This is a genomic window from Catonella sp. (assembly GCF_052173895.1).
Taxonomy (GTDB): Bacteria; Bacillota; Clostridia; order Lachnospirales; family Lachnospiraceae; genus Catonella.
Genome location: NZ_JBQMXS010000019.1, coordinates 1 through 21,162, shown reverse-complemented (window position 1 = coordinate 21,162; position 21,162 = coordinate 1). Strand labels below are relative to the sequence as shown.

General features: G+C 35.3%; 23 protein-coding genes. 2 read left to right on the top strand and 21 right to left on the bottom strand.

The window, feature by feature from the left end:
- Positions 1-3: 3 nt before the first annotated feature.
- The 15 genes from rplM to ACTTG8_RS05725 form a co-directional block, all read right to left on the bottom strand.
- A complete protein-coding gene (rplM, locus tag ACTTG8_RS05795; protein ID WP_442561175.1) occupies positions 4-444 on the bottom strand; it encodes a 50S ribosomal protein L13 in 441 nt (146 codons plus the stop codon).
- Positions 445-599: 155 nt separating this feature from the next.
- On the bottom strand, positions 600-1,124 hold the full coding sequence (locus ACTTG8_RS05790) for a shikimate kinase (protein ID WP_442561174.1): 525 nt from the start codon (positions 1,122-1,124) through the stop codon (positions 600-602).
- Positions 1,121-1,882 (bottom strand): type I 3-dehydroquinate dehydratase, encoded by a 762-nt coding sequence (gene aroD / locus ACTTG8_RS05785; RefSeq protein WP_442561173.1) that lies wholly within the window; start codon positions 1,880-1,882, stop codon positions 1,121-1,123. The genes ACTTG8_RS05790 and aroD overlap by 4 nt, the downstream gene beginning before the upstream one ends.
- 18 nt (positions 1,883-1,900) lie before the next feature.
- Positions 1,901-2,791, bottom strand: a complete 891-nt coding sequence (locus ACTTG8_RS05780) for a shikimate dehydrogenase (protein ID WP_442561172.1) — start codon at positions 2,789-2,791, stop codon at positions 1,901-1,903.
- Complete coding sequence (locus ACTTG8_RS05775) at positions 2,763-3,278, bottom strand: YqeG family HAD IIIA-type phosphatase (protein ID WP_442561171.1); 516 nt, start codon at positions 3,276-3,278, stop codon at positions 2,763-2,765. The genes ACTTG8_RS05780 and ACTTG8_RS05775 overlap by 29 nt, the downstream gene beginning before the upstream one ends.
- Positions 3,275-3,538: a barstar family protein gene (locus ACTTG8_RS05770; protein WP_442561170.1), complete on the bottom strand. Its 264-nt coding sequence runs from the start codon at positions 3,536-3,538 to the stop codon at positions 3,275-3,277. Before ACTTG8_RS05770 ends, ACTTG8_RS05775 begins: the two co-directional genes overlap by 4 nt.
- A gap of 122 nt (positions 3,539-3,660) precedes the next feature.
- A complete protein-coding gene (locus ACTTG8_RS05765; protein ID WP_442561169.1) occupies positions 3,661-4,515 on the bottom strand; it encodes a CvfB family protein in 855 nt (284 codons plus the stop codon).
- A gap of 12 nt (positions 4,516-4,527) precedes the next feature.
- Entirely contained in the window at positions 4,528-5,256 is a 729-nt protein-coding gene (locus ACTTG8_RS05760) for an acyl-[acyl-carrier-protein] thioesterase (RefSeq protein WP_442561168.1), read from the bottom strand.
- Positions 5,249-7,486, bottom strand: a complete 2,238-nt coding sequence (gene recD2, locus ACTTG8_RS05755) for an SF1B family DNA helicase RecD2 (RefSeq protein ID WP_442561186.1) — start codon at positions 7,484-7,486, stop codon at positions 5,249-5,251. Before recD2 ends, ACTTG8_RS05760 begins: the two co-directional genes overlap by 8 nt.
- An 86-nt stretch (positions 7,487-7,572) precedes the next feature.
- Positions 7,573-7,938: a hypothetical protein gene (locus ACTTG8_RS05750; RefSeq protein ID WP_442561167.1), complete on the bottom strand. Its 366-nt coding sequence runs from the start codon at positions 7,936-7,938 to the stop codon at positions 7,573-7,575.
- A gap of 2 nt (positions 7,939-7,940) precedes the next feature.
- Complete coding sequence (locus ACTTG8_RS05745) at positions 7,941-8,765, bottom strand: flagellar hook-basal body protein (protein WP_442561166.1); 825 nt, start codon at positions 8,763-8,765, stop codon at positions 7,941-7,943.
- 18 nt (positions 8,766-8,783) lie between these two features.
- Positions 8,784-9,560 (bottom strand): flagellar hook-basal body protein, encoded by a 777-nt coding sequence (locus ACTTG8_RS05740; RefSeq protein WP_442561165.1) that lies wholly within the window; start codon positions 9,558-9,560, stop codon positions 8,784-8,786.
- A 98-nt stretch (positions 9,561-9,658) separates the two neighbouring features.
- Positions 9,659-10,657, bottom strand: coding sequence for a rod shape-determining protein MreB (mreB, locus tag ACTTG8_RS05735; protein ID WP_442561164.1), 999 nt, complete (start codon positions 10,655-10,657; stop codon positions 9,659-9,661).
- 122 nt (positions 10,658-10,779) lie between these two features.
- A complete protein-coding gene (locus ACTTG8_RS05730; RefSeq protein ID WP_442561163.1) occupies positions 10,780-11,808 on the bottom strand; it encodes a ribonucleotide-diphosphate reductase subunit beta in 1,029 nt (342 codons plus the stop codon).
- Between the two features lie 11 nt (positions 11,809-11,819).
- Positions 11,820-14,111 (bottom strand): ribonucleoside-diphosphate reductase subunit alpha, encoded by a 2,292-nt coding sequence (locus ACTTG8_RS05725; RefSeq protein WP_442561162.1) that lies wholly within the window; start codon positions 14,109-14,111, stop codon positions 11,820-11,822.
- Between the two features lie 290 nt (positions 14,112-14,401).
- Here ACTTG8_RS05725 and ACTTG8_RS05720 point away from each other — a divergent pair, with 290 nt between their 5' ends.
- Positions 14,402-14,824 carry a hypothetical protein gene (locus tag ACTTG8_RS05720; protein WP_442561161.1) on the top strand — a complete coding sequence of 141 codons (423 nt, stop codon included), beginning with the start codon at positions 14,402-14,404 and terminating at the stop codon, positions 14,822-14,824.
- A 202-nt stretch (positions 14,825-15,026) separates the two neighbouring features.
- Here the strand turns inward: ACTTG8_RS05720 and ACTTG8_RS05715 are convergent, their stop codons facing one another.
- Positions 15,027-16,244 (bottom strand): iron-containing alcohol dehydrogenase, encoded by a 1,218-nt coding sequence (locus ACTTG8_RS05715; RefSeq protein WP_442561160.1) that lies wholly within the window; start codon positions 16,242-16,244, stop codon positions 15,027-15,029.
- Positions 16,245-16,366: 122 nt separating this feature from the next.
- Positions 16,367-16,513, bottom strand: coding sequence for a hypothetical protein (locus tag ACTTG8_RS05710; RefSeq protein WP_442561159.1), 147 nt, complete (start codon positions 16,511-16,513; stop codon positions 16,367-16,369).
- Between the two features lie 54 nt (positions 16,514-16,567).
- Here ACTTG8_RS05710 and udk point away from each other — a divergent pair, with 54 nt between their 5' ends.
- On the top strand, positions 16,568-17,185 hold the full coding sequence (gene udk, locus ACTTG8_RS05705; protein WP_442561158.1) for a uridine kinase: 618 nt from the start codon (positions 16,568-16,570) through the stop codon (positions 17,183-17,185).
- On the opposite strand, the gene ACTTG8_RS05700 is transcribed toward udk, so the two are convergent.
- The 4 genes from ACTTG8_RS05700 to ACTTG8_RS05685 form a co-directional block, all read right to left on the bottom strand.
- Positions 17,175-17,429 (bottom strand): GIY-YIG nuclease family protein, encoded by a 255-nt coding sequence (locus ACTTG8_RS05700; protein ID WP_442561157.1) that lies wholly within the window; start codon positions 17,427-17,429, stop codon positions 17,175-17,177. The two genes, udk and ACTTG8_RS05700, sit on opposite strands and share 11 nt — an antisense overlap.
- A 238-nt stretch (positions 17,430-17,667) precedes the next feature.
- A complete protein-coding gene (locus ACTTG8_RS05695; protein WP_442561156.1) occupies positions 17,668-17,949 on the bottom strand; it encodes a hypothetical protein in 282 nt (93 codons plus the stop codon).
- A 309-nt stretch (positions 17,950-18,258) separates the two neighbouring features.
- On the bottom strand, positions 18,259-19,314 hold the full coding sequence (locus ACTTG8_RS05690; RefSeq protein WP_442561155.1) for a minor capsid protein: 1,056 nt from the start codon (positions 19,312-19,314) through the stop codon (positions 18,259-18,261).
- An 88-nt stretch (positions 19,315-19,402) separates the two neighbouring features.
- Positions 19,403-20,809, bottom strand: coding sequence for a sodium-dependent transporter (locus ACTTG8_RS05685; protein ID WP_442561154.1), 1,407 nt, complete (start codon positions 20,807-20,809; stop codon positions 19,403-19,405).
- Positions 20,810-21,162 lie beyond the last annotated feature (353 nt).

The window sequence follows — 21,162 nt, the reverse complement described above, 5'->3', positions numbered from 1 at the left end:
TAATTAGTATCTGCTCTTAATCTCATAAACTTCAGGCTTCTGAGCTGTCTGTGCATACTCAGCATCAGCATATACATGAAGTTTTTTGAGCATATTTCTACCAAGAGTTCCGTTTGGAAGCATACCCTTTACTGCATGAGTAATAGCATCTTCCGGCTTTGTATTAAGAGTTTCCCTAAGTGTCTTCTGCTTAAGTCCACCAACATAATCACTATGACGATAGTAAATCTTCTGATCAAGTTTCTTACCACTTACCTTAATGCCCTTTGCATTAATAACAATCACATAATCACCGGTATCTACAAAAGGTGTATATTCAGGTTTCTTCTTACCTCTTAAAATATTTGCCACCTCTGTTGCAAGGCGTCCAAGTGTCTGTCCCTCAGCATCAATTACATACCATTTCTTCTCAACGCTGTTAGGGTTAGCCATAAAAGTCTTCATGGTTATTCCTCCCAAAAATATTGTAAAAAGCACATTAAGGAGTATGTGCTACTTTGTCTGTTCTTATGGCAGATAAAAATGTATTACTCCGACAGGATGTCCGGGCCTATCTGAATAACGGCATAATTATTCCGTCACATCTATTTATTATATATCTATAAAATGTTATTGTCAAGCACTTTTTCAACAATCCTGCTTACAACTTCCTCTACCGAAATATCATCTACATCAATAATCACATCTGCTGTTTTTTCATAGGCTTCTCTTCTGTCATTCATCAACATTTCTATCTTAGCAAACTTATCCTCTCCCATAAGCAAAGGTCTTGTTACATCTCCATCAAGCCTTTTTACCACTGTTTCAGCTTTTATTCTAAGATAAACAACCATTCCAAGTTGTCTTAGCAACAATATATTTTCTGAATTTGTAATTATTCCTCCACCGGTTGAGATTATATTAATTCCATCTGCCCTAGTGAGTTTCTTTAATATTTCAGTTTCTATCCTTCTAAAATACTTTTCTCCCTTATTATTAAATATTTCACTTATCCTACATTTTTCATAATTCTCAATAAGTTCATCAGTATCTACAAAGGAAATTCCGATTTTTTTCTCCAAAGCCTTGCCGATAGTAGTTTTTCCTGACCCCATAAAGCCTATCAGCACAATATTATTCATCATAATACTGCATCCAGCCTGTCTAGTATTTCTCTGACTTCTGTAATTTCCATCTGTCCGGGAGCACTCGACTTTCCTATGCTCGCAAAAGTGATTGAAGAGCCTGTAAATTCTCCAAGCAATCTTGTAATTCTTCCCATATTGCCCATTGCTATGCTAATAATAGGTTTCGGATTGGGGCGTGTATAAGAAAGTACAGTAGCCGTCATAATTCTCATTACATCCTTTTTCTTGTGCGGCATGGTTGCAATCTTAAGAATATCCGCATTGCAATTATCAATAACAGAAAGTCTGTACACCAGTTCAGCAGTATCAGGAGTACCTGAGAAATCATGATAAGAACCGATTACCTTAACATTTGTAAAACTATGTATTTCGTCAATTATGTCCCTTGCCTTAAACTTAAATGAAAATATTTCAACATCAATCATATCTGTAATTCCTGCATTTGCCACTGAAAGAATCAAATCCTGATATTTCTCGTTGTCAATTTCCTTTCCACCTTCAGGCAGAGTTCTAAATGTATAAATTATAGGAAGATCTCCTATTACCTTTCTTACCTCAGATAAAATCTCATTATGGTAGTCCTCATCAAATTCTCCTTCCCTGAGCATATCTGCTCTCCATTCGATGAGATCCGCTTTACTGTCTACCGCTTTTTTCGCTTCTTCTACCACCTCTGCCTTGTTTTTTCCCATAACAAGCACACATATTTTGGGCTTTCCCTCACCAATAGTTAAGTTTCTTACAGTTACATCCATAGTCGGTTCTCCTTTCTGTTAAAAGAATTTTTTTCTTACTTCTTCAACCGGCATATCTTTCCCTGTATAAAGCTCAAAAGCATATACCCCCTGCCATAACAGCATTCCTTTTCCATCTATGCAGGTACATCCCTGCTTTTTTGCCTCTTTTAAAAGCCTTGTTTCAATAGGATTATACACTACATCAGCCACTACCAGTTCTTTATGAAAAGCAGATATATCTTTAACAACAGACTCATTATCAAGCGGTTTCATTCCGACTGCTGTTGCATTTACCAAAATATCTGCCGACTTAATCTTATCTGTAAATAAAGTTTCATCTTCAAGGTCATGTATATTTATTACTACATTTTTAACTTCAGTTTTAATTCTCGCAATGGTATCAACCATCTTGTCAAAATTCACACTTTTTTTATTAAAAATATTTATCTCCGCTACACCATCTAAGGCTAACTGTACTACGATTGCCGTTGCTGCACCTCCTGCTCCTGCCACTACAATCTTCTTATCATCTATGCCTATATTATGTGCTGCAAGATTTTTAATAAAACCAATTCCATCAGTGTTGTAGCCAATCAATTTTCCGTTTTCATTTACCACAGTATTTACTGCCCCTATAACCCTTGCGGGCAAAGACAGTTCATCTATATAAGAAATCACATCGCTTTTACAGGGCATTGTGAGGTTAAAGCCTCGCATATTATAGAGCCTTGCTGCCGATACAGCTTCTTTAAGTCTTTCCCTTCCTATATCTATCGCTACATACACATAGTCAAGTCCAAGCTTATTAAAGCTATAATTGTACATTGCCGGCGACCCTGAATGTGCAACCGGTGAACCAAATAAGGCAAGCAATCCGGTACGCCCTGTAATATTCATATCAGTTTCCTGCCTTTCTTTCCTTTTCATATGCATTTAATACAATCTTTTCAAGGTATCTTTTAAGCACTATCTGTATCTCTTCTTTTTTGTCTATCGGATTAAGTAAAATGTTGCTTATCCCTGCTCTCTTCGCACCTAAAATATCTGTAAAAAGCTGATCTCCTATAAATACAGTAGTTTCCTTCTTTGTTCCCATCATCCTTATAGCCTTCAGATAATTTGCAGTTTTGGGTTTTCCTGCCTTATAAATATAGAGAGAACGAATATTTTTATTAAATCTCTTCACTCTCTCTAATTTATTATTTGATAATAAAAATGTCTTAAAACCCATTCTCTTAAGTTCACTAAACAATTTCTCAATTCTTTCATCTGCATCTGCACCATGTGGTACAAGGGTATTATCAATATCAAATATCAATCCCCTCATACCTTTTTTATACAATCCGTTAAAATCAACTTCATAGATTGAATTCTGTCTGGCATCAGGATAAAATTTTCTAATTAACTTCATCATACAAGTTTAATATTCTCATTTGACTGCTCAGCCTGTTCAAATGTCTCAAGAATTTCCTGACCATATTCTCCGAGATTAATCTCAAGCAAATCAACATCTTCAAAAGTAATTTCAGTGGACTCATCTATAGAAAGCAGGTACTCTAATAAGGTATCTGTATCTGTAATGCTGTCCTCATCCCAGTTAAAAACTCCTTCAAGATATGAGTGAGCCATAGCTCTCGTGGCCATCTCTCCACAGTCAATAACAATTTCTTCCATTTTACTTCTCTCCTTCTAAATTTTAAAATAATGGATTTAAAATAATCCTTTCTGCATAGAGCCTGTATGAATTATTACTCTATACCATAATTTATGCCACAATCATGTGACCTTGTCAATAACTATTCTGCTAATCTTATACCATCTTTTTCAATTAAAATAATTCGCTCTTTATAAAGTCTTCCTATCGCTCTTTTAAAAGCAGCCTTACTCATGTTAAACTCTTTTTTAATCTCTTCAGCATCACTCTTATCCTGATAAGGCAAACTCCCTCCTGCCGCCTTTAATCTTTCAAGTACCAACTCTGAATCGGCATCCATCTGTATATAGGCTTTCTGTCTTAGCGAAAGATCCATTTTACCATCTTCCTTTACCTCAAGTACTCTAGCTTCTATACATTCTCCTGTTTTTACTTCCCTGTGGAGTTCCTTCTTCGGCACAAGAGCCGAATATTTATCATCCACTGCCACAAAAGCTCCAAACTGCTCGTGTATCTGATATACAGTTCCTTTTACCATATCATCTTTCCGATAAGGAGTACGAAGAGAAAGCCTTGAATATAAGTCCATTGTCGCACATAGCCTGTCACTCAAATCCACATAAACTGTTACGAGAATTTCATCACCGGAGTTTATGTCATAAATTTGTTCTTTAAATGGTAAAAACAAATCTTTCGGAAGTCCCCAGTCAAGGAATGCTCCTATTGTATTAACTTCTTTCACCCTTAGTTTCTTTATTTCTCCAACTTTAATAAATGGTACTATTCTGGTTGCAATCAACCTATCTTCAGAATCTTTATAAATAAACACTTCAATTTCAGAGCCTAACTCCATATCTTCCGTCACCTGATTTTTAGGTAGTAATACCTCATCTTTTGTGTCTCTTTTTTTATCTTCTTTCTTGTCTATGTCTGTTAAAAACAATCCAAAATCTGTTTTTTTAACTATCGCAAGTTTCTGTGAATATCCTAATCTCATCTTCTTTCCTCTCTATCTAAGCTCAAATTCAACCTTTGCAAAATTTTCTCCGGTTTCATTATCAAGCAAAACAAAAATCCTATTATTGCCTTCATCAAAATAATATACAGGAATCATAGTTTCATTAAGTACTGCTGCCTTCTTATATTCTACCCTTATCTGCCTTATTTTATCTAGTTCCAAACTCTCCGGCAAAAAGTCAAGTGCAATCCTCACATACTCCCTATTGTTCATATGACAGTTTGAATCTAGATGTGATTCCCTCACTCTTAGCACATCTGCCTGTATAATTTTTTCCAAGTCATTTGGAATTATTATCTTTCTATCAGCCTTTTCCATAGGAAATTCTTCATCTATTTCAAATCCTATACCTTCTTTTTCATACTTTATAGGCTTTCCTTTTGTAGTATCGACATAGAACCAAATCGAGTTCGCATATGCACACACTTCTTTATTAGCATCATACATAATAAAATTCCTCAGCCCGTAAAATCCTTTAATCTCATAAGCCCTTGTTTCAACCTCAATCTCTTCATCTATGTCCGGTCTTCTATTAATTACTATCTGCCATGAGCTTAAAAACCAAGCCCTCTTCATCCCTAGAAGTTTATCTTTATATAAACCTATACTGTTGCTATGAAAATTTGAACAATCTTGAAAATAACTTATAAGGTGTGGTATAGCTAACTTATTATCTCTTGCAGTTTCGCTAAACCTTACCCTGCTTGTAAATTTATACATTATCAGCCTCCTCCATTTCTATTATGCTGTCTACAAGCCCTGTATTTCTTTTCATTTCACTTTCATTTTGTATCATCTCATTTACTGAACCTTCACTCCCTACGATTGCAACACATTTTCTGGCTCTTGTAACTGCAGTATATAAAAGATTTCTATTTAGCAAAGGTCTTGGGGCATTTAATAACGGAATTATTACCGCAGAATACTCACTTCCCTGCGACTTATGTATAGTAATTGCATAGGCTAAATCTAGCTCCTCTAAGGTTGAATTTGAATACTCTACCATCTTTCCCTCGTCAAATTCAACAGTCACTATTCCTGCATAGTCATTTATTTCCCTTATAATTCCACAGTCTCCATTAAAAACCCCTGTACCTGTTTTTATTGTAAGTCCCGTCTTTGTTACAATCTTCCACTCTAACTGATAATCATTTTTTACCTGCATTACCTTATCATGTACACGAAAAATCATTTCGCCCCACTGTTTTTCCTTCTTAGTCTTATCAGGAGGATTAATATACATCTGAAGAATTTTGTTTAAGTTTTCAACTCCTAATTCCCCTTTTCTAGACGGTGTCAATACCTGAATATCATACTTTGTAGCAGAAACATATTTAGGAAGTTTTTCATCAATAAGACTTACTAAGGCTCTTTGTATCTGCAAAGTACTATTCATTTTAATCATAAAAAAATCCTTGCTATCATTATCAAGCTTAATACTTTTTCCTGCATTTATCTTATGTGCATTTGTAATAATATCACTTTCAGCAGCCTGCCTAAAGATTTCATTTAGCATTACGACATCAAACTTTTTAGAACTTATTATATCTTTTAAAACTTTACCCGGTCCTACACTAGGTAGCTGGTCTACATCTCCTACCAAGATAAGCCTTGTGCCTACTGTTATTGCTTTCAACAAAGAATACATCAAATAAATATCAACCATTGACATTTCATCTATAATTATCACATCCGCCTCTAATGGATTATCTTCATTTCTTTCAAAACGCATAGCTCCACCCTCTTCCGGATTTCCATTTAACTCAAGCAGCCTATGAATAGTTTGTGCTTCCATACCTGTGGTTTCTGTCATTCTCTTTGCTGCCCTTCCGGTCGGTGCTGCAAGCAAAATCTCCATGTTCTGCATCTCAAAAAGTTTAATTATAGCATTTATAGTTGTTGTCTTACCAGTTCCTGGACCTCCTGTAATAATTACCAGTCCGCTCTCAACAGCCTCATACACAGCCTTTCTCTGTAAAACTTCCAGATTAATTCCTATTTTCTTTTCAACTTCTCTTACCTTGGCTTCCATGACTTTAAAATTATTATTGCTTTTAGTGTTTAAGTCTAAAAGCTTTCTTGCTACTGTAAGTTCCATATAGTAAAGATTGTTATTATAAACCCTGCGTTCATTGTTTATCTCTTTTAAGAAAATCTTTTTATCACATTTAAGTTCATAAATGTCATTTTCAAACTCATCTTCTGAAATTCCAAGCAGTCTTTTAGACTCTTCAAACAAAGTTTCAAATGGCAGGTAGGTATGTCCGTTTGATGCCGCAAGACTTAAGACAAACAAGATACCTGCCTTCATTCTCATTGAAGATTCTGTAGAAAATCCCATTTTTAATGCAATTTCATCTGCAGTTTTAAATCCTACCCCGGCAATATCCTCAGCAAGTTTGTACGGATTTTCACGCACGATTTTCATAACCTTAATTCCATACTCTTTATATATCTTCATTGCTAAGGAGTTAGAAACTCCATACTGATTAAGGAACAGCATAGCATTGCGAAATTCTCTTTTTTCTTCAAACTGTGTAGCTATCTCTCTAGCCTTTTTATCTGTAATTCCTCTGATTTCTGCCAATCTTTCAGGTTCTCTGTCAATTATGTTAAAGGTATCATCTCCAAATTTTTTTACAATCTTAGATGCAAGTGCAGGTCCTATACCTTTTATAATCCCTGAACCAAGATATTTCTCCATAGCTATAGAAGTTTCAGGCTCTTGTATTTCATAAGCAGTTACTACAAACTGTATTCCATATTGTTTATGTTCAACAAAGTTACCTTCTGCCATAAGTTTATCACCTTCAGCAAGATCTGCAAAATAACCGGTACACATTACCTCATCACCCTCTACACTGAGGCTAGCAACTGTATAAGCATTTTCCTGATTCCTAAAAATAATTTTCTCTACATGACCATTAATAGTTTCTAATTCCAAAACAATTATCTCCTACACTTAACAAGCCTGCATACAGCTTTTAACCATATGCAGGCATCTATTCTACATTTATTTCACTTTTCAAAACTCTTTCAAGCAGTTTCCGGTTTAACAATATTTCTTTTCATAGATTCATAAAGCATCTTAGCTATACCCAAATCCGTATTCTCTGTCAATAACTCTGCCTTGTTCTTAATAAAGCTGTCATTAAACATAGCCATATACTCATTATCCTTCTCAGAATCCACTCCATCAATATGGGATATTTCTTCCATCTTCGCCATAACCTGCTCTACCATATAAGCCTCAAAAGATTTGCAAGCCTTCATTAACTCTTCATCTTCAGAAACATTCTCAGCTTTCCTTACTGAATCGGTAAGTTTTTTAGTAGTCATGCCTGCAGCTGTATTTTCCATAAGTCCATTGTAATAATTATTATTTATAGAAAGAAAATCCATTGTTACCTCCTAAGGTTATTAGCCTGTTCAAGCATTTCATCTGATGCTGTTATGGCCTTTGAGTTGAGCTGATACGCCCTTTGAGTAACTATCATATTTACCATTTCATCGGCTGCAGATACATTAGACGCCTCAAGGTATCCTGATTTAATAAGGCTCTTGCTAAGCCCTGTATCTGTTTCTTCACTCCTTGCCTCTCCTGATGCAGGTGTCTCATAATAAAGGCTTCCGCCACTTCTACTTAAACCGGCAGGATTATTAAACTGATAAAGTGCTATTTTGCCAAGATTTTCATGCTTTGTAGAGCCTGCCTCCTTATCATCTACTCTGCGTAGCACATTTCCAGCTGTATCTATACTTATATCCTTAGGATCCCAAGAACTATCTATTTTAATAGGTGTACCTTTGGTACTAAGTACAGGATTACCATCTGAATTGGTAAGCTCCCAGCCACCTTCCACCGCTGACAGTCCAAAATGTCCATTTCGAGTATATGCTGTCTTCTCTCCTATTTTTACTGCAAAAAAACCATTACCCTGAATAAAAAGGTCAAGTTTTTCCTCTGTATCAAGAGCTGCACCCTGTGTAAATTTAGCAGTAACTGAAGAATTACGAACTCCAAGTCCTACCTGTACTCCAATCGGCTTTGGATTACCCTCACTGTCAGTCGATTTAGCTTTTAACTGCTGATAAAGCAAAGATTTAAACTCCATGCTCTGAGTCTTAAATCCTGTTGTATTTATATTAGCTATATTGTTTGAAATAGTATCAAGATTCATCTGCTGCGCCATCATTCCTGATGCAGCACTCCATAACGACCTAAGCATTATTATCCTCCTTTAGCCTTAACCGATTCTACCTACTGAATTAGCTGCTGTTTCCATAATTTTATCTGAACTCTGAATCATTTTCTGTCCTGCTTCATAAGCCCTTGTTATAGTTATAAGATTTACCATTTCACGCACTGAGTTTACATTTGACTGTTCTATATAGCCTTGCAAAACCTGTGCTTCTGACTCTTTCTCCACAGCTCCATCTACAGTCTTATATAGATTGTCTCCAAACTTTTCTATATAGTCATAGCTTTCAAAATCAACTACTTTTATCTTATCTATAACCTGATTATTAATAGAAACTGTTCCATCTGTACCTATGGAAATATTTTCAGCATCCACCGGAACTTGCAGCACACCACCCTCTGTTCTAAGCTGATTTCCATATACATCAGTCACATGACCATCCTTAGTCAGTCTAAAATTACCATCTCTAGTATATTTAGTAGACTCATTTCCATTCTTATCTACAAATCTAACTGCAAAAAAACCTTTTCCGGAAAGTGCTAAATCATATTTCCCTGCAGTATCTCTAAGAGCGCCTTGAGAGTAGTCTGTAAATACCTCTCCAACCTTTACTCCAAGACTCATCTGACCTATGCTATGGTCATTAAAAGCTTCAGATACATCTCTTATCTTAATACCTAAAACCTTGTCAAACGACTGGCTTGAAGAACTTTCCATCTTAAATCCTGCTGTAGTTGCATTAGCAAGATTATTTGTCATTATATCCATTCTTCTCTGTTCATTAACCATGCCTGTATAGGCTGTATAAAGGCTTCTTAGCATTTAAGTTCCTCCATATAATCCTGTCTTTTATGAAAATTAACATTTTGAGTTATACATTATAATATATATATCGGCTATTAATAACTAACTCTTAACTATTATTCTTTAAATCCTGTGGTATTGCTTAAAAATTCTACAAATTTTCCTGTACCTATCGCAACACAACTCATAGGATTTTCTGCCGTCATTGTATTTATACCCGTTCTTGCTTCAAGGAGCTGTTCCATCCCCCAAAGCAAAGCTCCTCCTCCTGTAAGCACTATCCCCCTGTCAGCTATATCTGCGGCAAGTTCCGGTGGGGTCTTTTCAAGTACCTGATGAACAGAATCAATTATCTGTTTACAAGGCAGTTCTAAAGCTTCAAGAGTCTCATCAGATGTCACTGTAATTGTATTTGGAAGACCGGTAAGCAGATTTCTACCTCTTACATCCAAAGTTACGAGTTCCGGACGCTTGAAAGCCGAACCAATTTTTATTTTAATTTCTTCTGCCGTCATCTCCCCTATCAGAAGATTATGTTTTTTACGCATATATTTCATAATTGCATCATCAAAATCATCTCCGGCAATTTTTACTGATGCACTTACAACCGAACCTCCCAGTGAAATAACTGCTACATCGCAGGTACCACCACCAATATCTACAATCATATTTCCGCAAGGCTTAGAAATATCTATACCTGCTCCAATAGCCGCTGCAATAGGCTCTTCTATAATCGCAACCTCCCTTGCACCTGCATTGTAAGTAGCTTCTTCAACAGCCCTCTTCTCAACCTCAGTAGCTGCCGAAGGTATACATACGCTTATTCTCGGTTTTCTAAAAAATCTCTTGCCACCTGCTTTTTGTATAAAATACTTCATCATTTTTTCAGTTACATCATAATCTGAAATAACTCCCTGCCTTAAAGGACGGATAGCCATAATGTTACCCGGTGTCCTTCCAAGCATAAATCTCGCTTCTTCACCTATTGCCTTTACCTTCTTCGTATCCCTGTCAATAGCCACTACTGAAGGCTCTTTTAATACAACTCCCTTGCCCTTTATATAAACCAGTACACTTGCTGTACCTAAATCAATTCCGATATCACTGCCAAGCATAAATAAAGCTCCTTTCCTACTCCACTATATATAATAAATTAAACATTATAATCATTTTAAAGTCATGCTAATCTATTATAACCTTTTCTATTAAAAAAAGATAGTAGGAATTTTTAATTATCCTACTCCAAAGAATCAAAATCGAACGCCGCAGCCTTTGTATAATTAGTAACTTTTGCCTCAAAGAAATCAGTCTTTGTAGCATTCAAATTAGAAAAGCTCTCTATCCATGCCATAGGATTTTCTTCAATTTCAGGAAACCATACATTAAGCCCTATGGCTCTTAACCTAAGATTAGAAAGATACTTAATATATTTTTCTATCAGCTCATTATTTATTCCTAAAATCTCGTTATTAGTCACATACTGTCCCCACTCTATCTCATTAAGAGTGCCTACCTTTACCATTTCCCTCATTTCTTCCTTAAGTTCATCGGTAAAAATCTCAGGATTTTCCTTCATAAGTTCCCTTAAAATATTCTGAAAAAGCACAAGATGAGTAATTTCATCCCTATTTATGTATTTAAAAATAGTACTTGTAGCCGTCATCTTACCCTGTCTTGCAAGTGTATAGAAAAAACTGAATCCACTATAAAAATAAATTCCCTCCAGTATGTAATTTGCTGTCACTGAACGCACAAAATTCTCTGTACTTGGGTCATCTGCAAAACGCTGGTACATATCTGCTATAAATTTATTTCGTCTAAGCAAAATAGGGTCTTCACGCCATTCATCATAAATCTTGTCCCTCGTTACGGGATTTGTGACTGTATCAAGTATGTAAGAATAACTCTGAGCATGGATTTCCTCCTGAAACGCCTGAACATTCAGCAGGGAGGCTACTTCAGATGCAGTTATATACCTTGAAAGATTTGGCAAATTCTCACACTGAATTGAATCAAGGAAGTTAAGAAAGGATATTATTTTATCAAATGCCTTTCTTTCCCCTGCTGTTAAATACGAAAACTGCTTTACATCTTCTCCTAGGGATATTTCCTCAGGTATCCAAAAGTTATTGAGCATGGTACGATACATTACATTTGCCCAATCATACTTAATTCGATTCCACTCACGGAGATTTGTAGTATTACCGTTTAATATACCCTCAGTTCCTCTTTTTCCAAGTTCATTAAAAATTTTTTTCTTTTCCATAAAATCCCCTCTTAGCTTGAACAGCTGGTACACTCATCCATCTCAAGCGACCTGTTTCTCACATAATAAATTGTCTTAATCCCTGCCTTATATGCCTCAATATACATATCCAGTATGTCCTTTGCCTTAACCTCCGGTGTAATATAAAGATTGAATGATTGTGCTTGGTCTATATGCCTCTGCCTTGCTCCACAAGCTTTTATCGACCACAGCTGATTGATATAATGCGCCTCTTTATAATACCAAAAAGTCTCATTATTTAACTCCGGTGCTGTCTTAGGTGTAAAACTGCCCTTCTTCTCTTCTACAAAAAACTTTTTAAAAATAGGGTCAATGCCGGCAGTAGTTCCTGCTATATTTGATGTACTTCCGGTAGGTGCTACTGCCATAAGATAACCATTCCTAAGCCCATGCTCCATCACTTCCCTTTTTAATTCCTGCCATCTTTTACTTACATAGCCTCTTTCATCAAAATACTCGCCCGTCTGCCACTTAGAGCCTTCAAACTCCGAATAAGCTCCCTTTTCCTTGGCAAGCTCCATAGATGCCTTAATTGCATTATAGGCTATTTCCTCAAAGAGTCTATCCACTTCTTCTATATGTTTTTCATTCTCCCAAGCTATGGCATTTTTAGCCAAATAATGATGATATCCACTCACTCCAAGCCCTATTGCCCTGTATTTTAGTGAAGTTACCTTTGCATCTGCTACCGGAAACATATTTAATGTAATTACATTGTCAAGCATCCTTATCTGCAAAGGCACATTTTCCTTAAGCTCTTCAAAGGTAACATTGCCAAGATTAATAGAATTAAGGTTACAAGTCACCATATCTCCCGATTTGACTGTGGTAACTATCTTTGACTCACCATTTTCAGTAATAATTTCCTCCGATACATATTCTGTTTCACTCATATTCTGAGCTATCTCATGACAAAGGTTTGAACCATAAATCATGCCTGCATGACTGTTTGGATTTGCCCTGTTTACCGTATCCCTAAAGAAAATGAACGGAGTACCGGTTTCTACGGCACTTTTCATTATTTTTTTCATTATATCAAGAGCCAGTACAGTGATTTTAGTAAGTCTGTTATCATTTTCACAAAGCTTATATCTTTCCGAAAATTCTTTATGCTTTTCATCTTTATCATAATAGTCTTCAAGCGAAAATCCCATCAGTTTTTCTACCTCATGTGGGTCAAAAAGACTAAATTCTTGCCTATTTATAAGCCTTTCCATAAAAATATCAGGTATACTTATAGCCGGAAAAATATCATGAGCCTTTCTTCTGTCATCACCATTATTGGTTCTGAGGTCTATGAATTCATACAAATCCTTATGCCAAATATCAAGGGTAATGGATGCTCCACCCTTTCTTCTTCCCAGCTGATCTACGGCAACTGCAGTATCATTATAGAGCCTTACCCAAGGAATAACACCACCCGATGCATTGTTATATCCTCTTATATCACTTCCAAGACTTCTTACCTTACCAAGATAAATTCCAAGTGCACCACCATGCTTAGATACTTTTGAAAACTTTGAGTTTACATCATAAATAGACCAAAGATTATCCGAAACTGTACTTATAAAACAGCTTGAAAGCTGATTAAAGGTAGTTCCTGCATTTGCAAGGGTCGGAGTAGCTACTGTCATTTTAAGTTTACTAAGTAAGTCATAAAATGCCTTAGCATAGTGTAATTTATCTTTTTCTACACTTGCAAGGTGCATAGCTATTGCCATAAACCTCTCCTGAGGAAGTTCCATCACTTCACCATCTCTACCATGTACAAGATAGCGGTCTGAAAGCAACTTCACTCCTTCATAATTAAAAAGAAAATCTCTCTCTGGCTTTATATAATCAGCCAATTCTCTTCTCTCATCTTCTGTATATTTTGTAATAAAATCCTCACTATATATTCCTCTCTCCACAAGCATATCTATGAGTTTTACAAAATCACCATATCCGAAAGTCTTATAGTTACGGCTTATTTTAGCTTCTTTATAAAGGTCAAATAAAAACAGTCTTGCAGCCACATTCTGCCATTTGCTGTTCATACTGTTAAGCCCACCACCGTTTTCACTTTGTTCATTTACAATAACCTTCTCGATGGCAGAACGGATAAGTACCTGCTGAATTTCTTTTGTGCTCATTCCATTCTTAAACTGAATTTTAGAATCCATTTCCAGCTCCATAGGATCACATCCGTCAAGCCCTTCGCAAGCAAGGGCGACCATCTTCTTAGTCTTTTCCACGCAAAGATTTTCATATCTTCCATTACGCTTTTTAATCAAAATGTCCATATATATTGTGTTTCCTTTTCTATTAGAGTACCATATTTTGATATTATAGACTAATAAATAACATTTGTAAACCTAGTGAAATAATTAATACAGCTAGGTTTAATTAGTTATTTATATTTTCATTAGACCCAAATACCAGTACAAATCATTAAACCATTCAGATATATTTAATATAATGTTATCAAATAAAGGCTTACACAAAAATAAATTGGTATAGCATATTTAGATGAATAGTGATATAATTTACCTGTAATTATTTGAATTATAAATAGCAATCGCAGGAGGTAATTATGGGTAATAAAAATGAATTTAAGGATATTGCAAAAAAAATAGGGTTTGCAGGCATAGGTGCTGTTGCCGTAGCTGCTGAAGCTGCCGGCAAAATGTTAGATACACTTTCTGAAAAGGGTGAACTGGTTACAACCGAAAGTAAAATTATTAATGACGGTAAAAAAGTAGTTAAAGACCTTAAGGAAAATGTCACCAAAAGTCAGGCAAAAAAAGCTATGGATGCTGTCGTAAATATGACTAAAGAAGAACGTGAAGCCCTTCGCAAAAAACTTGATGAAGTAGAAACAGAAGTATGCGATACAGAAAACTTTGAAGATACAGATGACGAAATTGAAGTTGAGTTTGTTTACGATGAAAAGTCTGAAGAAGAAAAAACTGTACTAGAAAATAGCTCTGTAAATGACGAGACAAATAATCAGTAATTTTCATCTCTTTAGGGTAATTTCAAAATAATTTTCTGTACACAAAAACTCTCTATGTAATGCACCGTTTGCATAAAAAAAGTTTGACTTACAGAATCGCCCATACACAAAAAGGGCTGTCACACTAACAATTAAAAAGTTAGTACGACAGCCCTTTTATATTCATATTTACATAGGAGCAAATTTAATTTTGAACTTAAAATTAGAAATCAACTTCTGTATCATAGTAGCAGCACTTAAGAAGTTTTTCCATTTCTTCCTGTTTAGGCTGTCTAGGGTTAGATCCTGTACAGGCATCAGCAATAGCATTCTTAGCAATTTCAGGAAGTCTCTCAAGGAAGATATTCTCAGGTACAAAGCTCTTTTCAGCAGGGAAACTATCAAGACCATAAGTACCAATTCCATGAGGAATCTTGAGTTCATCATTCATGCCTCTTAAGAACTTAATAAGGTTTGCAATCTTTTCACCCTCTGCAGCACCACCAATTCCCAAGTAGTCAGAAACGAAAGCATATCTCTTAGCTGCTGTAGCATCCTTAGCATTAAAAGCTATTACCTTTGGAAGATACATAGCATTTGCAGCTCCATGGATAATATGGGCACCCTGATCCTCAAATACAGCACCTGTCTTATGTGCCATAGAATGAACTATACCAAGGAGAGCATTTGAAAATGCCATACCTGCAAGACACTGTGCATTGTGCATCCTTGCTCTTGCCTCCTTATCCCCCTTATAAGAATTAACAAGGTCAGCCTTAATCATTGTCATAGCGTGAAGTGCAAGTGGATCTGTATAATCACAGTTTGCTGTAGATACATAAGCCTCCATAGCATGAGTCATAGCATCCATACCTGTATGTGCAACAAGCTTATCAGGCATTGTTTCTGCGAGATCAGGATCTACAATAGCTATATCAGGGGTTATCTCAAAATCAGCTATCGGATACTTAATTCCCTTAGAATAATCTGTAATAATAGAGAATGCAGTAACCTCAGTAGCTGTCCCTGAAGTTGAAGGTATAGCACAGAAATGAGCTTTCCTTCTAAGTTCAGGTATGCCAAATATCTTACACATATCTTCAAAAGTACATTCAGGATACTCATACTTAATCCACATAGCCTTAGCAGCATCAATAGGTGAACCTCCACCCATGGCTACTATCCAGTCAGGTTCAAACTTAAGCATAGCCTCTGCACCACGCATAACAGTCTCTACGGAAGGATCAGGCTCGATTCCCTCAAAAAGTTCAACCTCCATACCTGCTTCTTTAAGGTAATTTACTGCTCTGTCAAGGAATCCAAATTTCTTCATTGCACTTCCGCCCACACAGACGATAGCCTTCTTTCCTTTAAGATTCTTAAGGTTCTCAAGTGAACCCTTTCCATGATAAAGGTCTCTTGGTAATGTAAATCTTGCCATTTCTAATTTCCTCCTAAAAGTATATTGAAGATTGCTTTTCTAAATCTACAATCTTTGACTATTTTTTAACAATCTCTATTATATACTCTTCTATGAGAAAATCAAATGTTTTTGGTGATAATTCACAATAATTTTACAAATTTTTGTACTAATTTGATAATGAAAACCAATTTCTTTGTATTTTCATTATCATAATAAACATCCTTCCTTAACCTGTTGCCAATAATTATCTCATATTTTAATTTTCCCACAGACATTTCATTTGACATATACCCCCACTTATAGTAAATTTTAAGAAATATATGTATTAAAAAGGAGATAGTATGAATAACCCATGTATAGTAGGAATAGCCGGTGGCAGTGCCTCAGGCAAAACAACCATTGTGAACAAACTTAAATCTTCATTTGGCGATAATATACTTGTAATAAGCCATGACTCTTATTACAAAGCTCACAACAACCTTAGTTATGATGAGAGAACAAGACTTAATTATGACCATCCTGATTCATTCGATACTGATTTAATGATAGCTGATATTGATAAACTGTCAAAGGGCAACGAAGTAGATATCCCTGTTTATGATTTTTCTATTCACAACAGAACAGATTCTACCACCCATGTATTTCCTAAAAATGTAATTATAGTAGAAGGTATACTTATACTTGCAAATAAAGAATTAAGAGACCTAATGGATATCAAGGTTTTTGTAGATACTGATGCGGATGAAAGGCTTTTAATACGAATTAAACGTGATGTGACCGAAAGAGCCAGAACCATAGATTCTGTTATAAACCAATATCAACAGACAGTTAAACCTATGCATGAACAGTTTGTAGAACCTTCCAAAAAATATGCAGATATCATCATTCCAAGAGGTGGTGAAAATTCAACAGGAATAACTATTTTAACCGAGCACATAAAGCATATGCTTACTTGGTAAATCTATTAATCAGTTCTTCTTTTTCTTTCCTTGTAAGCTTATGTTTTATATACCATTCTCTCTTCATTGCACTACCTTTGTCCTTAAAAATCTCTGTATAAACCAGCTTACAAGGTGTCCTTCCTCTAGTATATTTAGCCCCTTTTCCTGCATTATGCTCTATAAGCCTCTTTTGTACATCTGTTGTAAAACCTGTATAGTAAGTATTATCTATACATAACAAAATGTATATATAGTACATCATTCCTTCCACCTCTTAAATAGATAATTATATACCCCATTATTCACTCCTGATGTCAATTTATTATAATCTAGAAAATATGCTATTTTCAAGGGGTACAATAAAATTAAAAATTATAATAGCTCATTTTAGAATGTATATATGTATCAGTGCTATACAAATTTTGTCTATTCTGTACATTAAACTTTCCAAATTTGGTGAATTGCAAAAGTAACTTCCATACCCTTTGGTATTACCCTTCTTAAGTCCTTCCCTTCCTGCACTCTTTATCCACTTTCAAAGATTTGCTTTTATTTTTTCTCGGACGCATTCTTATAGTGCGTGGCATGTCAATGTTTCTGGCAGAAAACAGACTGTTGTTTATATATTTATAGAGGGTTCTGTCGGAAACCATGATTTCATCAGAATGGTTGATAGTGATATGTCTTATGGATTGCCCTTTTAACAGGAGTGGACTTACAATGCCGTCTATATATTCCCTTTCGTTTTCTGTAAGGTTAAACCCTGTTCTTGATTCAGACAACGATTTTCTGTATCTTGCCTCAGCTTCCTTTGCCTTGTAAAATCTTTTTTCAAGGCGGCACCTGTTTCTGATCTAACCCAATATATATTTTAATCATGGAATCAGTAAAATCCATAGTTAAAGATGTGGTGTATGGAAAAAGTAAAATCCATACTAATATGGAATTTACTTTTTCAAATAACAATTAAAAAAGCACCCTGCTAAGGTGCTTGATTTTTAATGTCATATATTGTATAATCGAAGTAAATAGAGATTGTACCGTTCCCCCACAAGGTTTCTTTGAAACTGGGAGCGGCCACAATCTCTATTTTATTTCTTGAACACTTTTAATATTTCCCCATTTTTTATCAGTATTATTTCGTTGATACTTTGGGTGTGTCTTGAACTATATATGGTTTTTATCTGTAGCTCTACATCGTCCATTCCCAACGCCACATTATCTAGGCAAATTATAAAATTATCAGCCTGTGCTTTACTTTTCCTTACCAAATCATAAATTGTATTCTTGCCTGAGCCTATAGGTGTTTTTAAATCATATTTTTCGCCTTCAATTAAATAATCAGGTGTTCTTATTTTTTGTGGATACAGAATTCTGGGAACTAATTGTACTGACTTGCCATACTTTTCAGAAAATATATTAGCTATTTCCCTTTCTTCTTGATTATGGTCAAGTAATACACATTTATTGTCCACCTTGTAAACAGTTCCATTAGCTTCATATTCCGTTAAGTCTTTAACCTTTTTCGCATTTCCATGTGATACTTCTTTCCATTCATTCGTTATATCTTTCATAATAGGTTCTACTTTATCATCTTTCTTATCTCTCTTCAAGTCTTTTACATATTTCTTTTTCCACTCCTCATACTTAATGTCAGCCGGAACATAATATGTTTCACCATCTTCATCCCTTGCTGCTCTTTCACCAATTGACCATTCATCATTGAAATATGGACAAGTGACTGACCTACACCAAACATGAAAAGGTGGTGCAGTAACTCCTGCCTGATAGTCTTTCATATCAAACACTTCACCATCAAGATTTTGACATATTTCAGATGTGTGACTGTCCAATGTTGCGACAATCTCAAACTTTTCAACATCCAAATCCTTGAAACATTGCCCTTGTGCAGCACTTGAAAAGAAAGCCTGTTCAGTCATTACAAGTCTGCCTGCTTGTGCTTTTGCATTCTTGAATTTCTTATCAACAAACTTAGTCATATTTTTGATTGCTTCATCAGGTGATTTCCCTAAAACACAAGTTTTGACCAGTTCATTGTGAAGTGCACCAATCATTATTCTTTTAGACTGCCATATTCTATTACTGAAATTTTTTCCATCTGTTGCCCAAGGTTTGACTTTCAGCAAATCCAGTTTTCTTTGGTCAATGCTTGCAACATTGAACCCAACATTTAATCCTTTTTAAATTTCATAAATACTTTTAACATAAATTTTATTATTTCCAACTTAAAATCCCAAAGATTCCTGTAGACTGCAGGAATAATATTCCCATCATAACAGGGGCAATGTATTTTACCATAATTTCATAGACTTTTTTCTTATGAAATGTTGCACTATTTTCAATCATCTCCTCTTCAATCCAAGAAGGCTTAACTACCCACCCGATAAAAATACAGGTCAAAAGCGAGATAAGAGGCATAAGAAAACTATTGCTTATATAATCTGCAATATCAAGTAGCTGTCCTGTCGAACCATTTGGCAATGGAGTTTCAAAATACAGAACATTGTATCCAAAGCAGATAAGTATTGCTGTTATTATGCTAAATGCTGCAACTCCCATACATACCTTTTTTCTACCTGCATGAAAGATTTCCATACAATTTGCAACCAAAGTTTCCATAATAGAGATACAGGATGTAAGTGCTGCAAATACTACCATTACAAAGAAAAGTATTCCAACAAACTTCCCTGCCCCTCCCATAGCAGCAAAAACTTTGGGAAGAGATATAAACATAAGGCTAGGTCCTGAACCCATTCCCTCCATTCCAAAGAATACAAACACCGCAGGAACTATCATCATTCCAGCTATAAGTGCTACTCCTGTATCAAAAATCTCAATCTGAGTTATTGATTTTTCCAAATGTGTTTCCTTCTTCACATAAGAACCGTATGTTATCATAATACCCATAGACACACTTAAAGAGAAGAAGAGCTGACTCATTGCATCGAGAAGAATATTTAAAAACTTCGATAGTGTAAGCCCTTCAATGTTCGGGGTAAGATAAACTATAAGTCCATCTATGCCATTTCTGGTAACTCCTGCTGCATCAGTATTTTTTAAGGTGAGTGAAAATATTGCAATGCCAATTATAAGTAATAAAAGCCCCGGCATAACAAACTTTGAAAACTGCTCAATTCCTTTTTCTACTCCCCTATAGACTATCCATATAGTTACTAGAAGAAAGATGAGCATAAAGATTATCGGAGATAGCTCTGAAGTTATAAAACCTGTAAAATATCCATCAGTCGCCACTTCTGAACCGTCAGTAACTACATAGTCAAAAAGATACTTTGTTATCCATCCACCAATTACAGAATAATATGTCATTATAAGTGCAGGTACCAAAAATGTCAGTTTTCCAAGAAAACTCCATTTAGGCGAAATACTTCCAAAAGCCTGCAAAGCATTTTTCCTAGTCTTCCTGCCTATAGCAATGTCCGTAGTAAGTAGGGTAAAACCAAAGGTCAATACTAAAATTAAGTATACTAATATGAATAACCCTCCTCCATCCTTAGCTGCAAGATAAGGAAATCTCCAAATATTGCCTACTCCTACCGCACTTCCTGCTGCAGCCAGAATAAAACCCAGACTACCACTAAAACTTACTTTTTTCTTCTCCATACATTTTCCTCTCGCTCTTAATTTGTAAAGTTCTTATATAATACATGGTTTTCTTCCATATTTCTAGTAGGTTTACTATGCTAAAAATGTATAGCTGATAAAAGTATTTAAGATGTCCTAACCTAATATTAATTTTTTACTTTAAATACCATTTCTGCCTGTAACACCGGCAGTATTAAGACAGAACCATATAATCATAATTATATTTTTGTCCTCTTTATCCTCCTGCTGTCAGCATAAAGTTCAAACAATTCCGCTATATAAAAAATAACTTCATAAAAACTATTATCACATTTTATCTTTTCCTTAATATCAGCCATATCTTTAAGTAAGGGTACAAGAATACTGACATC

Excerpts from the sequence above, each read along its gene's own strand:
- rplM (WP_442561175.1), bottom strand. The coding sequence starts at position 444 with ATGAAGACTTTTATGGCTAACCCTAACAGCGTTGAGAAGAAATGGTAT.
- ACTTG8_RS05790 (WP_442561174.1), bottom strand. The coding sequence starts at position 1,124 with ATGATGAATAATATTGTGCTGATAGGCTTTATGGGGTCAGGAAAAACT.
- aroD (WP_442561173.1), bottom strand. The coding sequence starts at position 1,882 with ATGGATGTAACTGTAAGAAACTTAACTATTGGTGAGGGAAAGCCCAAA.
- ACTTG8_RS05780 (WP_442561172.1), bottom strand. The coding sequence starts at position 2,791 with ATGAAAAGGAAAGAAAGGCAGGAAACTGATATGAATATTACAGGGCGT.
- ACTTG8_RS05775 (WP_442561171.1), bottom strand. The coding sequence starts at position 3,278 with ATGATGAAGTTAATTAGAAAATTTTATCCTGATGCCAGACAGAATTCA.
- ACTTG8_RS05770 (WP_442561170.1), bottom strand. The coding sequence starts at position 3,538 with ATGGAAGAAATTGTTATTGACTGTGGAGAGATGGCCACGAGAGCTATG.
- ACTTG8_RS05765 (WP_442561169.1), bottom strand. The coding sequence starts at position 4,515 with ATGAGATTAGGATATTCACAGAAACTTGCGATAGTTAAAAAAACAGAT.
- ACTTG8_RS05760 (WP_442561168.1), bottom strand. The coding sequence starts at position 5,256 with ATGTATAAATTTACAAGCAGGGTAAGGTTTAGCGAAACTGCAAGAGAT.
- ACTTG8_RS05750 (WP_442561167.1), bottom strand. The coding sequence starts at position 7,938 with ATGGATTTTCTTTCTATAAATAATAATTATTACAATGGACTTATGGAA.
- ACTTG8_RS05745 (WP_442561166.1), bottom strand. The coding sequence starts at position 8,765 with ATGCTTAGGTCGTTATGGAGTGCTGCATCAGGAATGATGGCGCAGCAG.
- ACTTG8_RS05740 (WP_442561165.1), bottom strand. The coding sequence starts at position 9,560 with ATGCTAAGAAGCCTTTATACAGCCTATACAGGCATGGTTAATGAACAG.
- mreB (WP_442561164.1), bottom strand. The coding sequence starts at position 10,657 with ATGCTTGGCAGTGATATCGGAATTGATTTAGGTACAGCAAGTGTACTG.
- ACTTG8_RS05730 (WP_442561163.1), bottom strand. The coding sequence starts at position 11,808 with ATGGAAAAGAAAAAAATTTTTAATGAACTTGGAAAAAGAGGAACTGAG.
- ACTTG8_RS05725 (WP_442561162.1), bottom strand. The coding sequence starts at position 14,111 with ATGGACATTTTGATTAAAAAGCGTAATGGAAGATATGAAAATCTTTGC.
- ACTTG8_RS05720 (WP_442561161.1), top strand. The coding sequence starts at position 14,402 with ATGGGTAATAAAAATGAATTTAAGGATATTGCAAAAAAAATAGGGTTT.
- ACTTG8_RS05715 (WP_442561160.1), bottom strand. The coding sequence starts at position 16,244 with ATGGCAAGATTTACATTACCAAGAGACCTTTATCATGGAAAGGGTTCA.
- ACTTG8_RS05710 (WP_442561159.1), bottom strand. The coding sequence starts at position 16,513 with ATGTCAAATGAAATGTCTGTGGGAAAATTAAAATATGAGATAATTATT.
- udk (WP_442561158.1), top strand. The coding sequence starts at position 16,568 with ATGAATAACCCATGTATAGTAGGAATAGCCGGTGGCAGTGCCTCAGGC.
- ACTTG8_RS05700 (WP_442561157.1), bottom strand. The coding sequence starts at position 17,429 with ATGATGTACTATATATACATTTTGTTATGTATAGATAATACTTACTAT.
- ACTTG8_RS05685 (WP_442561154.1), bottom strand. The coding sequence starts at position 20,809 with ATGGAGAAGAAAAAAGTAAGTTTTAGTGGTAGTCTGGGTTTTATTCTG.